This window comes from Pseudomonas tumuqii (genome assembly GCF_013184545.1).
Lineage (GTDB): Bacteria > Pseudomonadota > Gammaproteobacteria > Pseudomonadales > Pseudomonadaceae > Aquipseudomonas > Aquipseudomonas tumuqii.
The window spans coordinates 20,456-33,044 of sequence record NZ_JAAOJA010000017.1 but is presented as its reverse complement, the minus strand read 5'-3'; the positions used below and the strand labels follow the sequence as shown (position 1 = coordinate 33,044).

8 protein-coding genes and 4 tRNA genes are annotated in these 12,589 nt (G+C 58.6%); 2 read left to right on the top strand and 10 right to left on the bottom strand.

Features of this window, described 5'->3' with window-relative positions:
* The first annotated feature begins 96 nt into the window (after window positions 1-96).
* Window positions 97-2,103: a PhoX family protein gene (locus G9C89_RS22180; protein WP_172152312.1), complete on the top strand. Its 2,007-nt coding sequence runs from the start codon at window positions 97-99 to the stop codon at window positions 2,101-2,103.
* A gap of 387 nt (window positions 2,104-2,490) precedes the next feature.
* Here G9C89_RS22180 and G9C89_RS22175 read toward each other — a convergent pair whose 3' ends face one another.
* From G9C89_RS22175 to G9C89_RS22130, 10 genes are all read right to left on the bottom strand, one after another.
* Window positions 2,491-4,365, bottom strand: coding sequence for a SurA N-terminal domain-containing protein (locus G9C89_RS22175; protein WP_172152310.1), 1,875 nt, complete (start codon window positions 4,363-4,365; stop codon window positions 2,491-2,493).
* A gap of 98 nt (window positions 4,366-4,463) precedes the next feature.
* Window positions 4,464-4,540, bottom strand: a tRNA-Asp gene (locus tag G9C89_RS22170).
* A gap of 49 nt (window positions 4,541-4,589) precedes the next feature.
* Window positions 4,590-4,862: a nucleoid-associated protein HU-beta gene (hupB, locus tag G9C89_RS22165; protein WP_172152308.1), complete on the bottom strand. Its 273-nt coding sequence runs from the start codon at window positions 4,860-4,862 to the stop codon at window positions 4,590-4,592.
* A gap of 136 nt (window positions 4,863-4,998) precedes the next feature.
* A complete protein-coding gene (lon, locus tag G9C89_RS22160; protein WP_172152306.1) occupies window positions 4,999-7,395 on the bottom strand; it encodes an endopeptidase La in 2,397 nt (798 codons plus the stop codon).
* A 152-nt stretch (window positions 7,396-7,547) separates the two neighbouring features.
* Window positions 7,548-8,828 (bottom strand): ATP-dependent Clp protease ATP-binding subunit ClpX, encoded by a 1,281-nt coding sequence (gene clpX / locus G9C89_RS22155; protein ID WP_172152304.1) that lies wholly within the window; start codon window positions 8,826-8,828, stop codon window positions 7,548-7,550.
* A gap of 109 nt (window positions 8,829-8,937) precedes the next feature.
* Window positions 8,938-9,579, bottom strand: a complete 642-nt coding sequence (clpP, locus tag G9C89_RS22150; protein WP_172152302.1) for an ATP-dependent Clp endopeptidase proteolytic subunit ClpP — start codon at window positions 9,577-9,579, stop codon at window positions 8,938-8,940.
* Window positions 9,580-9,670: 91 nt separating this feature from the next.
* A complete protein-coding gene (gene tig / locus G9C89_RS22145) occupies window positions 9,671-10,981 on the bottom strand; it encodes a trigger factor (RefSeq protein ID WP_172152300.1) in 1,311 nt (436 codons plus the stop codon).
* 127 nt (window positions 10,982-11,108) lie between these two features.
* Window positions 11,109-11,193 (bottom strand) — tRNA-Leu (locus G9C89_RS22140).
* Between the two features lie 54 nt (window positions 11,194-11,247).
* Window positions 11,248-11,323 (bottom strand) — tRNA-His (locus G9C89_RS22135).
* 33 nt (window positions 11,324-11,356) lie between these two features.
* Window positions 11,357-11,433, bottom strand: a tRNA-Arg gene (locus G9C89_RS22130).
* Window positions 11,434-11,703: 270 nt separating this feature from the next.
* Between G9C89_RS22130 and folD the strand changes: the two genes are divergently transcribed.
* The gene (gene folD, locus G9C89_RS22125; RefSeq protein ID WP_172152298.1) at window positions 11,704-12,558 is read left to right on the top strand and encodes a bifunctional methylenetetrahydrofolate dehydrogenase/methenyltetrahydrofolate cyclohydrolase FolD; all 855 of its coding nucleotides are present in this window, start codon (window positions 11,704-11,706) and stop codon (window positions 12,556-12,558) included.
* Window positions 12,559-12,589: the final 31 nt, after the last annotated feature.

Here is a 12,589-nt window from a genome sequence, read left to right as displayed (position 1 = left end):
CGGTTTTGTGTACTGCGCCGCAGCCATTGTCACTGTTCTGTCGTTTTGCTCGGATAGCGTCATGGCTCCGTCGACCAGCCTCCAAGGAGCCGCTCCATGAGCCATGCAGATGACCACGCCGTGCTATTCGGCAGTGGCGATGAATTACCCAGCAATCATTCCAGCAACCCGCATCTCAACGAACTGATCGGCAACGGCCTGAGACGCCGACAGCTTTTGGCCGGCGGTGCCGCGCTGGGCACCCTGGCGTTTCTCGGCGGGACTCTTCCCGCGGCGGCCGAGGCCGCAGAGGCTGCCGGCAGAGGCCCGGCGGACTTCCCCTTCAAACGCCGGAGCAAGCTGCCATTCGCGCCTGTGGCCGTGACCCGTGCCGATAGCATCAGCGTTCCCACCGGTTATAGAGCCGTTCCATTCATTCCTTGGGGCACCCCGATCAGCGGCAGTTACCCGGCGTTCATGGAGGATGCCAGCAACAGCGCCGAAGATCAGGCGCAGCAAACCGGCATGCACCACGACGGCATGCATTTCTTCCCGATCGATGCCCAGAGCGGCAAGGGTCGTACCAGTGACCACGGCCTGCTGGTACTCAACCACGAATATATCGATGCCGGCCTGATCCACCCCAACGGGCCGAGCGTGGTGGATGGCAAGCGCATCAGCGCCGAGGAAGTGCGCAAGGAAATCAACGCCCATGGCGTCTCGGTGGTGGAGATCCGCCGCAACCTGCAGGGCGCTTGGGAAGTCCTTCCCAGCGCGCGCAATCGCCGCATCACCGCCGCCACGCCCATGCAGATCCGCGGTCCGGCCCGCGGCCACGTCCTGTTGCAGACCCGCTATAGCCCGGAAGGTACAGCGACCCGCGGGACGCAGAACAACTGTTCCCATGGTGTCACCCCCTGGGGCACCTACCTGACCTGCGAAGAGAACTGGGCCGGCTACTTCGCCTCAAGCGACGGCGAACTACCGCGAGAGCTGAGCCGCTATGGCCTGCGCAGCAGCAGTCGCTATGGTTGGGAGACCCTGCCGGACGACGAATTCGTGCGTTTCGATGCCACGCGCAAGGGCGCAAGCGCCAGCGACGATTACCGCAACGAACCCAACCACTTCGGCTGGATCGTTGAAGTCGATCCCTTCGCCCCGGAGTCGGTACCGGTCAAGCACACCGCCCTCGGCCGCTTCGCCCACGAAGGCCTGGTATTCGCCCCTGTTAAAGCGGGCCAGCCGGTAGTCTGTTACTCCGGCGACGACGCGCAGAACGAGTACATCTACAAGTACGTCAGCCGCGACAAATACCGATCCGGCCGTAGCGACGGCCGCCTGCTGGACGTCGGTACCCTGTACGTCGCCCGCTTCGCCGCCGACGGCACGGGCGAGTGGCTGGCCCTGGATATCCAGGACCCAGCCTTCCAGAATGCCTGCTCGGCCGCAGGCGTGAGCTTCGCCGATCAAGGGGAAGTGCTGATCAACACCCGCCTGGCCGCCGATGTCGTCGGCGCCACCAAGATGGACCGGCCCGAATGGGGCGCGGCCCACCCGGACACCGGCGAAATCTATTTCACCCTGACCAACAACAGCTCGCGCAGCGAGGCGGATGCCGCCAACCCGCGTGCGGCCAACGCCTATGGCCACATCATCCGCTGGCGCGAACTGAGCGCAGACCACGCCGGGCGGCGCTTCACCTGGAGCCTGTTCCTCCTGGCCGGCCCGGAAAACGACAGCGTCGGCCCCAACGGCCAGTCGCTGAGCGCCGACAACCGCCTGGCCAGTCCGGACGGCCTGTGGTTCGACGACGAGGGTCGCCTGTGGATCCAGACCGACATGAGCGGTAGCCAGCTCAGCGCTGGCCCGTTTGGCAACAACCAGATGCTGGTTGCCGATCCTCGTTCGGGAGAACTCAAGCGCTTCCTGGTCGGCCCGCTCGGTTGCGAAGTCACCGGCATCAGCGCCACCCCGGACTTCAAGACCCTGTTTGTGAATATCCAGCATCCCGGCGAAGGTTCGACAGCGGACAACCTGCTCGGCACCTGGCCGGACGGTCCGGGCAAACGGCCACGCTCCTCGACCGTGATCGTCAGCCGCGAAGACGGCCGACGCCTGCTGTAACCGACAAGGCATAGCCCGCCCATACGACCGGCCAGTCCTGGCCGGTCATTTTCCCCATGACAAAACGAGACCGCCCCATTCGAGCGCATGGAGCAGCGCATGCAGGCGTGATGGTCACGTCGAACACCCGCAATCGCCAGCAATGCCTATTCGGCAATGGCCGCTTCCTGCTTCGCCAACTGAGGGTGCGCGAGGGCGGAAATGGCCCTGGCAGCACAAGTCTGTCGCTTCATATGAGCGATCAAGGTATTCGGGGCGCGCCAAGGGGTCGAGTTGATGGACTGAAAAGTCCTTTTGGCCTTTCGTCCGCACAAAAGCAAACGCCCCGAACGAGTCGGGGCGTTTTCACACGGTCTGTTGTCGCGGCGTTTTTATCCTCGACAAATATCAGAAACGCTCGATATCCGCTTGGGCTTCCAATTGCTTGCGGAATGCCGCGAAGTCCTGCTGACCAATGCGCGAGGCGAGGAAACGGCTGTACGTGGCCTTCTCTTCATCCGCCACTGGCGCTTCAGGCTCGCTCACGCCATTCAAGCGCACCACCACGAAATCACCATTGTTCAGAGTGACTCCGGCAAACGTCGACTGACCAGCAGCGCTCGGCTTGGGCATGCGGAACAACGTCTGCAGCACGGCGGGTTCGACCCCCTCCTGACTGCGCGTAGCCGCTTCAACCACTTCCCAGGACTGCTTCGCCCCAGCCTGTTCAACCGGCGTCTTGCCATCGATCAAGGCTGCCAGAAGCGCCTCGCCCTCAGCCTTGGCAGCCTCAGTGGCACGGACCCTGGTCAGCTGTTCACGAATGCCTTCTTCAACCTGTTCGAGGGCCAGTTGCTCAGGCTTCCTGTGTTCCTTGACGCGCAGCACAACCACCGTATCAGGGTCGAGTTCGATGGCGCTGCTGTTACTACCATCCTCCAGTACCTCGGCACTGAATGCAGCCTGAATCACCTGACGGTTGGCGGTCAGCCCCTCGCCACCCTCACGCCCAAAGGCTTCGGTGGTTTTGATCTCCAGCCCCAGTTCCTGAGCCGGCTGAGCCAGATCCGACGCTTCGAACGCGGCATCTTCAAGCTGCTTGCTGATCTCGACAAAGCGCTGTTCGAGTTTGCGTGTTTTCAGGTCACGCACCAGCTTGTCTTGCAAGCTGGCGAAGCTCGGCACCTCTGGAGCCTGAACAGCCAACAGCTTGATCAGGTGCCAGCCAAATTCACTGCGTACCGGCGCCGAAACCTGGCCTTCGCTCAAGGCATACAAGGCTTCTTCAAAGGCCGGATCGTAGACGCCCGGGCCGGCATAACCAAGATCACCACCATTGGCAGCAGAACCCGGATCGTCGGAGAACTCCTTGGCCAGCGCAGCAAAATCTTCGCCTTGCTGTAGGCGTTTCTGGGCTTCGTCAATTTTGGCCTTGGCCTGCTTATCGTCGAGCGAGTCGCTTACCTCGACCAGGATATGTGCAGCCTGGCGCTGCTCGGCCAGATTGGCAATTTCGCTTTCGTAAGCGCTCTGCAGATCTTCATCACTGACTTCAACCTGATCGAAGAATGCATCCTTCTTCAGTTCGACATATTCCAGCACGACCTGCTCAGGACTCATGAACTGGCTGGCCTGTGAGTCGTAGTAGGCCTTGATGTCGTCATCACTGAGCTGAACCGCATCGCTATCGGCCTTGAGGGTCAGGGTCGCGAAGTCACGAGTCTGCTTTTCCAGCCGCGCGAAAGCAGTTACTTCAGCATCGGTCACGAAGGCACTGCCGGACAGGCCCGCGCGCAACTGGCCGATCAGCATTTCCTGCTCGAGCATCTGGCGGAACTGCATGCGCGAATAGCCGAGCTGGCGGATTACCTGATCGAAGCGACTGGCATCGAACTTGCCGTCCACCAGAAACTCGGGCGTTTGCAGAATCAGCTGATCGAGTGCCTGCGGGGAAAGGGCGAATTTGGCATCGGTTGCGCCCTGCAGCAATAAAGTGCGCTCGATCAAACCCTTCAATGCCGCTTCGCGCAGCAATTTCTCATCCAGCAAGGACGCATCGAAATCACGCCCAAGCTGCTGCAACAGCTGACGCCGCTGCATTTCGACGGCCTGGCCGAGGTCATTGATCGTGATTTTATCGCCGTTGACTTCAGCGGCATTCTGGCTGTTGCTGGTACTGGTGAAAATGGCTTCGACACCGGTCAGCGCAAGCAGTACCACGATGAGACCGATAATGGTTTTGGCAATCCAACCCTGTGAATTGTCCCTGATATTCTGCAGCATGCTTCCCCCAGAACGACTGCACAAGAATAAGCAGTCGTGCAGTGTGGGTAAAATCCGGATAGAAGAAAGGCGCATCCGAGGATGCGCCTTCTCGTAACTGGCGGAGCGGACGGGACTCGAACCCGCGACCCCCGGCGTGACAGGCCGGTATTCTAACCGACTGAACTACCGCTCCGCTGCCAGATCAGCGATTAAGCCGACCTGGGGCAATGCCTTAAAGACGCTTAGTTGACGGCGTCTTTAAGTGCCTTACCGGCTTTGAAACCTGGAATCTTGGCAGCAGCGATGCTGATCGGCTTGCCAGTTTGCGGATTGCGACCAGTGCGCGCAGCGCGATCTTTGACAGCAAATGTACCGAAACCAACCAGCACAACGGAATCACCAGCCTTCAGAGCGCCAGTGACAGATTCAATCACTGCATCCAGCGCACGGCCAGCAACAGCTTTCGGGATATCAGCAGATGCAGCGATGGCATCGATCAGTTCCGACTTGTTCACTCTAAGTCCCCTTAATTTCTGATGAGTTTGTTTCTTGATTTTTAGTGTAAGCAAAACGAGTGCTGGATGGTCTTCCGACACAATAAGAGCCGCTTTATAACAAGGGCTCTAAAATTGTGTCAAGGAAGCCTCCCAACTAATGCGTGCTAATTCGCTCCTTGGAATCAGTCTCGCGCTTGTCATCCTTTGCAACCAGCTCAGGAGCCGCATCAGGCAAGGGCTCCGGCGCGTATTGCAGCGCAATTTGCAGGACCTCGTCAATCCATTTAACCGGTTTAATCTGCAAGTCCTGCTTAATGTTCTCCGGAATCTCTTTCAAATCGCGCACATTCTCTTCCGGAATGATCACGGTTTTGATTCCACCCCGATGCGCAGCCAGTAGCTTTTCCTTCAAACCACCGATGGCCAACACCTGGCCACGCAGGGTGATTTCTCCGGTCATTGCCACATCTGCGCGCACCGGTATCTGAGTCAAGGCCGAGACCAGCGCCGTGCACATGCCTACGCCTGCGCTAGGGCCGTCTTTCGGGGTTGCGCCCTCCGGCATATGGATATGGATGTCGCGCTTCTCGTAGAAGTCCAGAGGGACCCCCAGGCTCTTCGCCCGACTACGCACCACGGTCTGCGCTGCAGTAATGGATTCAAGCATCACATCGCCCAGCGAACCGGTCTTGATCAACTGCCCCTTGCCCGGCACCACTGCGGCCTCGATGGTCAGCAACTCGCCTCCCACCTGAGTCCAGGCCAGCCCGGTCACCTGTCCGATCTGATCTTGCAGTTCTGCCAAGCCATAACGGTGCTTGTGCACACCGAGGAAATGCTCCAGCGAGTCCGCCGTCACCAACACCTCAAAGCGTTTTTCAAGGCTGTGCTCTTTCACCGCCTTGCGGCAGACCTTGGCAATCTGCCGCTCCAGGCTGCGCACACCGGCTTCGCGAGTGTAGTAGCGAATGATGTCGCGAATGGCTTCCCGCTCGAACGTGAGCTCGCCCTTTTTCAGGCCATTGGCCTGGATCTGCTTGGGTGCCAGGTACTTGATGGCAATGTTGATCTTCTCGTCTTCCGTATACCCGGGAAGACGGATCACCTCCATACGATCGAGCAAGGCTGCCGGAATATTCATGGAGTTGGCGGTACAGAGAAACATCACATCGGAAAGGTCGTAGTCGACCTCCAGATAGTGATCATTGAAATTGTGGTTCTGCTCCGGATCGAGTACCTCAAGCAGCGCGGAAGCCGGATCACCGCGCATGTCCTGGCCCATCTTGTCGATTTCATCGAGCAGGAACAGCGGATTACGCACGCCTACTTTGGTCATTTTCTGGATCAGACGACCTGGCATCGAACCGATGTAGGTGCGACGGTGGCCACGAATTTCGGCCTCATCGCGCACACCGCCAAGCGCCATGCGCACGAACTTGCGGTTGGTGGCGTGAGCAATGGACTCTGCCAGCGAGGTCTTGCCCACACCCGGCGGCCCGACCAGGCACAGCACCGGCCCCTTGATCTTCTTCACGCGCTTCTGCACGGCGAGGTACTCGAGGATACGATCCTTGACCTCATCCAGACCGTAGTGATCGGCATCCAGGATCGCTTCGGCACGCGCCAGATCCAGGCGCACCTTGCTCCGCGCGGTCCATGGCACATTCACCAGCCAGTCGATATAGGAGCGCACCACCGTGGCTTCTGCCGACATCGGTGACATTTGCTTGAGCTTGTTCAGTTCGGTCTGAGCCTTGCCGTAGGCCTCTTTGCTCAACCCGCCGTTCTCGATGCGCTTTTTCAGCTCATCGAGCTCATTGTGACCTTCCTCGCTGTCGCCGAGCTCTTTCTGAATGGCCTTCATCTGCTCATTCAGGTAGTACTCGCGCTGGCTGCGCTCCATCTGCTTCTTGACCCGGCCACGAATGCGCTTCTCGACCTGCAACAGATCGATCTCGGCATCCAGCAGGGCAAGCACATGCTCGACCCGCGCAGACAAATCGGTGATTTCCAGGATTTCCTGCTTCTGTTCGATTTTCAGCGCCATGTGTGCAGCCATGGTGTCGACCAGGCGGCTCGGCTCATCGATGCTGTTGAGCGAGGACAACACCTCTGGCGGAACCTTCTTGCCCAGCTGCACGTATTGCTCGAATTGACTGAGCAGGCTGCGCACAAACACCTCGGACTCGCGCCCTGGCGCATCGACCTCGTCGATCAACTGCACTTCGGCGCGACAGTGGCCATCCACTTCGATAAACCGTTCGACTTCCCCGCGCTGCTCGCCCTCGACCAGCACCTTTACGGTGCCATCAGGCAGCTTCAGCAATTGCAATACCGTCGCAACGGTACCGACACGGTAGAGCTCTTCTTCACCGGGATCATCGTCTGCAGGATTCTTCTGGGCGATGAGCAAAATCTGCTTCTCGCCGGTCATCGCTGCCTCCAGGGCCTCGATGGATTTCTCGCGTCCGACGAACAACGGGATGACCATGTGCGGATAGACCACGACATCGCGTAGCGGAAGGAGAGGCAATTCGATGGTTGTCTTCATGATTTTTGGCTCTACAGCGGCCCATTAGGCCTTAAATAGATGGGGTAACCCTTAACCCTAAGATGGGGGTAGCCCCAGCAAAAAACAAGCGTTTCGGCTGCAAAAGCAAAGGGGCCCGCAGGCCCCTTGCTTTCAACATGTAACAGACGGACTCAGGCGTCAGGTGCAGCCTTGGCAGCAGGCTCGCTGTTCTCGTAAATCAACAGGGGCTTGGACGAACCATCGACAACACTCTCGTCGATAACCACCTTGCTGACCTCCGACTGCGAGGGAATCTCATACATGGTGTCGAGCAGAATACCCTCGAGGATTGAGCGCAGCCCGCGGGCACCGGTCTTGCGCTCCAAGGCCTTGCGTGCAACGGAGCGCAATGCATCAGGCCGGAACTCCAGATCGACACCTTCCATCTCGAAAAGCTTGGCGTATTGCTTGGTCAGGGCATTCTTCGGCTCGGTCAGAATCTGCATAAGCGCAGCTTCATCCAGCTCGTCGAGGGTTGCGATAACCGGCAAGCGACCGACGAATTCCGGAATCAGACCGAACTTGACCAGATCGTCCGGCTCGACCGCCCGTAGCGACTCACCGATCTTCTTACCCAGATCCTTGCTGCGAACCTCGGCATTGAAACCGATACCGCCCTTGGTCGAACGGCCCTGGATAACTTTTTCCAACCCGGAGAAAGCCCCGCCGCAGATAAACAGGATATTGCGCGTATCGACCTGCAGGAACTCCTGCTGTGGATGCTTGCGCCCCCCTTGCGGTGGAACCGAAGCCACGGTGCCCTCGATCAGCTTCAGCAGCGCCTGCTGTACGCCTTCGCCCGATACGTCGCGGGTGATCGAAGGGTTGTCGGACTTGCGCGAAATCTTGTCGATTTCGTCGATATAGACAATGCCCATCTGGGCCTTTTCCACATCGTAATCGCATTTCTGCAGCAGCTTCTGGATGATGTTCTCGACATCTTCCCCCACATAACCAGCTTCGGTCAGTGTGGTGGCGTCAGCGATGGTGAACGGAACATTAAGCAAGCGCGCCAGGGTTTCGGCCAGCAGGGTTTTACCTGAACCGGTCGGACCGATCAGCAGGATATTGCTCTTGCCCAGCTCGACATCGTCCTTCTTTTCGCGCTGATTAAGACGCTTGTAGTGGTTGTAAACCGCCACCGCCAGGACTTTCTTCGCCCGCTCCTGACCAATCACATACTGATCGAGGATGGTGCTGATTTCCTTTGGCGCAGGCAGCTTGTGTGCGCTGCTTTCGGCCTGGGCTTCCTGCACCTCCTCGCGGATGATGTCGTTGCACAGGTCGACGCACTCGTCGCAGATAAAGACCGAGGGGCCGGCAATCAATTTGCGCACTTCATGCTGGCTTTTGCCGCAGAAGGAGCAATAAAGCAGCTTGCCGTTGTCCTCGCCATTGCGGGTGTCAGTCATTCGATCAATCCAATACGGTAGGCTTGAAAAACAAGATGGAGGCAAATGCGAGCATTTTCAAGCCCGCAATGCGACCGACTGCATGCCGGTCGCGCATGATCGGCGCTAATTAGCTGGAAGCCAGGCGCTTATCGAGAACCTTGTCGATAAGACCATAGGCAACCGCCGTTTCACCGCTCATGAAATTGTCGCGATCGGTATCACGGGCAATCACATCCAGCGGCTGGCCGGTGTGAGCAGCCAGCACGTTGTTCAGGCGATCACGAATGGTCAGGATTTCGCGAGCATGAATCTCGATATCCGAGGCCTGCCCCTGAAAACCACCCAACGGCTGATGGATCATCATCCGCGAGTGCGGCAGGCAGAAACGCTTGCCGGCAGCACCAGCAGTGAGCAGCAAGGCACCCATGCTGCACGCCTGACCGATGCAGATAGTCGACACATCCGGTCGAATGAACTGCATGGTGTCGTAGATCGACATGCCTGCGGTCACCGAACCACCTGGCGAGTTGATATACAGATGGATGTCCTTGTCCGGGTTTTCCGCTTCCAGGAACAACAGCTGCGCAGCTACCAGATTGGCCATGTAGTCTTCGACCGGGCCAATCAGAAAGATCACGCGCTCCTTGAGCAGGCGCGAGTAGATGTCATAGGCGCGCTCACCGCGGGCCGTCTGTTCGATGACCATGGGCACCAAGCCGCCAGCGGCCTGGATGTCTGGCATTTGTTGCATAAAAGGATTGCGGGACATTTCTTGCACTCGCTCCCTAACAGTCATGTATCAAATACGCATAAGCCAGCACGTTGGCTGGCTTATGGTGTGCTCGAACGAGGTAAAGAAATCAGGCGGCTTGCGGAGCTTCCACCGGCTTGACAGCTTCTTCGTAAGAGACCGCTTTATCGGTCACATTAGCCTTCTGCAAAACAGTATCTACAACTTGCTCTTCCAGCACAACCGAACGGACTTCGTTCATTTGCTGGTCGTTTTTGTAGTACCAGGCCACAACCTGCTCAGGCTCTTGGTAAGCCGAGGCCATTTCCTGAATCATCTCGCGTACACGAGCATCATCAGGCTTGAGCTCGAACTGCTTGACCACTTCGGCAACGATCAGACCCAGCACAACGCGACGCTTGGCCTGTTCTTCGAACAGCTCCGCCGGCAGTTGTTCGGGCTTGATGTTGCCACCGAACTGCTGCACAGCCTGCACGCGCAGACGATTGACTTCGTTGCCGATCAGCGACTTGGGCACTTCGATCGGATTGGCAGCCAGCAGACCGTCCATCACCTGGTTCTTCACCTTGGACTTGATGGCCTGACGCAGCTCGCGCTCCATGTTCTTGCGCACTTCAGCGCGGAAGCCTTCCAGACCGCCGTCCTTGACACCGAACTGGGCGAAGAACTCGTCGTTGAGCTCAGGCAACTGGGGTGCGGAAACGCTGTTCACGGTAACCGTGAACTCGGCAGTTTTACCGGCCAGATCGAGATTCTGGTAATCCTCAGGGAATACCGGATTGATCACCCGCACATCACCGGCCTTGGCGCCGACCAGGGCATCTTCGAAGCCGGGGATCATGCGCCCGGAGCCCAGCACCAACTGAGAACCGGTGGCCGAGCCACCAGCGAAGGCTTCACCGTCGATCTTGCCAGCGAAATCGATATTCAGCTGGTCGCCATTTTCGGCAGCACGCTCGACCACCTCGAAGCGGGTGTTCTGCTTGCGCAGAATTTCCAGCATGTTGTCCAGATCGGCATCAGCCACATCGGCCTGAAGGCGCTCGATGGCAATGGTTTCGAGGCCAGCCACCTGGAATTCCGGGAAGACTTCGAAGATCGCGACGTACTCCAGGTCCTTGCCCTTCTCGAAGGTTTTCGGCTCGACGGCCGGAGAACCCGCCGGATTGAGCTTCTGCTCGACCACGGCCTCATAGAAGGTAGCCTGAATCAGGTCGCCCAGGGCTTCCTGACGAGCGGCGTCTTCGTAGCGCTGACGAATGACGCTCATCGGCACCTTGCCAGGACGGAAGCCGGCAACTTTAGCCTTGCGGGCAGTCTGCTGCAGACGCTTGTTGACTTCAGTCTCGATGCGCTCGACGGGAACGCCGACGGTCATGCGACGCTCAAGAGCAGAAGTGCTTTCAACAGAAACTTGCATGGGTATTCCTCGTTGCACAGACATAGGCCGGCCGTTTACCGGCCCCGAATCAAGGGCATGCATTCTAGAGGGTCAATTTGCAGAAGTCACCCTAGATGCTAGCGGCAAACGGGAGGGAGCTAAAAGATGGTGCGGACGGAGAGACTCGAACTCTCACACCTTGCGGCGCTGGAACCTAAATCCAGTGTGTCTACCAATTCCACCACGTCCGCGTGGTAAGGCTTTCAAACAAAAACGCCAGGCTTTTGACCTGGCGCCTTTTAATATGGGGTGGACGATGGGGATCGAACCCACGACAACAGGAGTCACAATCCTGCGCTCTACCAACTGAGCTACGCCCACCATATTGCATTTACTTGCGCCAAAGCTGCCAAATGGCACGCCCGGCAGGACTCGAACCTGCGACCATCCGCTTAGAAGGCGGATGCTCTATCCAGCTGAGCTACGGGCGCCTATCCATCTGCAAGAGCAGACTTAAAGCTTTCGGCTGCAGCAGAAACCTTGCGACCCCTGCGTTTGCCGTCTTACCCAGCGACTGGCTGTGCTCGACAAGCGGGGCGAATGTTATAGAGGCGTCGATAACACGTCAACAGGGAAATATAAAAAAATTCAGCTATATAAAGGAGTTACGCGAAAACTCTCGCACGCGCCTTTGCCCTGGGGTTTCGCCATGCGAGAATGCGCCTCCTTTTTCAATCCTTTCCAATGGTTAACCAAGCGCAATGACCGCACAACTGATCGATGGCAAAGCGATCGCCGCCAGCCTCCGCCAGCAGATCGCCAAACGGGTCGCCGAAAGGCGCCAGCAAGGTCTGCGAGCGCCCGGCCTCGCGGTGATTCTGGTCGGCAGCGATCCTGCCTCTCAGGTCTACGTCTCGCACAAACGCAAAGACTGCGAAGAGGTCGGCTTCGTTTCCCAGGCTTACGACCTTTCCGCCAGCACCAGCCAGAGCGAGCTTCTGGCGCTGATCGAACGCTTGAACGATGACCCGAGCATTGACGGCATCCTGGTGCAGCTGCCGCTGCCGGAAAGCCTGGATGCGTCTTTATTGCTCGAGCATATCCGCCCGGATAAAGATGTCGACGGCTTCCATCCCTACAACATCGGCCGCCTGGCCCAGCGCATGCCGCTGCTGCGCCCCTGCACACCCAAAGGCATCATGACCCTGCTGCACAGCACCGGGGTGGATCTGTATGGCCTGCATGCCGTGGTGGTCGGGGCTTCGAATATCGTTGGCCGCCCCATGGCCATGGAACTGCTGCTGGCCGGTTGCACCGTCACCATCACCCATCGTTTCACCAAGAACCTGGCCAGCCATGTGGCACAGGCCGATATCGTCGTGGTGGCCGCCGGCAAACCAGGCCTGGTCAAGGGCGAGTGGATCAAGCCGGGTGCCATCGTCATCGATGTCGGGATCAACCGCCAGGCGGACGGCAAGCTGATCGGCGACGTGGAGTATGACGCAGCCCTGCCCCGCGCCGGCTGGATCACGCCGGTACCCGGCGGCGTTGGCCCCATGACCCGTGCCTGCCTGCTGGAAAACACCCTGCACGCGGCCGAGCACCTGCACAAGTAACGTGCTCGGCGGTCATGAAAAACGGCACCCG

What these genes read in the sequence shown, in the direction of transcription:
- G9C89_RS22180 (WP_172152312.1), top strand. Translation starts at nt 97, where the DNA reads ATGAGCCATGCAGATGACCACGCCGTGCTATTCGGCAGTGGCGATGAA.
- clpP (WP_172152302.1), bottom strand. Translation starts at nt 9,579, where the DNA reads ATGTCCCGCAATCCTTTTATGCAACAAATGCCAGACATCCAGGCCGCT.
- folD (WP_172152298.1), top strand. Translation starts at nt 11,704, where the DNA reads ATGACCGCACAACTGATCGATGGCAAAGCGATCGCCGCCAGCCTCCGC.
- G9C89_RS22175 (WP_172152310.1), bottom strand. Translation starts at nt 4,365, where the DNA reads ATGCTGCAGAATATCAGGGACAATTCACAGGGTTGGATTGCCAAAACC.
- clpX (WP_172152304.1), bottom strand. Translation starts at nt 8,828, where the DNA reads ATGACTGACACCCGCAATGGCGAGGACAACGGCAAGCTGCTTTATTGC.
- tig (WP_172152300.1), bottom strand. Translation starts at nt 10,981, where the DNA reads ATGCAAGTTTCTGTTGAAAGCACTTCTGCTCTTGAGCGTCGCATGACC.
- lon (WP_172152306.1), bottom strand. Translation starts at nt 7,395, where the DNA reads ATGAAGACAACCATCGAATTGCCTCTCCTTCCGCTACGCGATGTCGTG.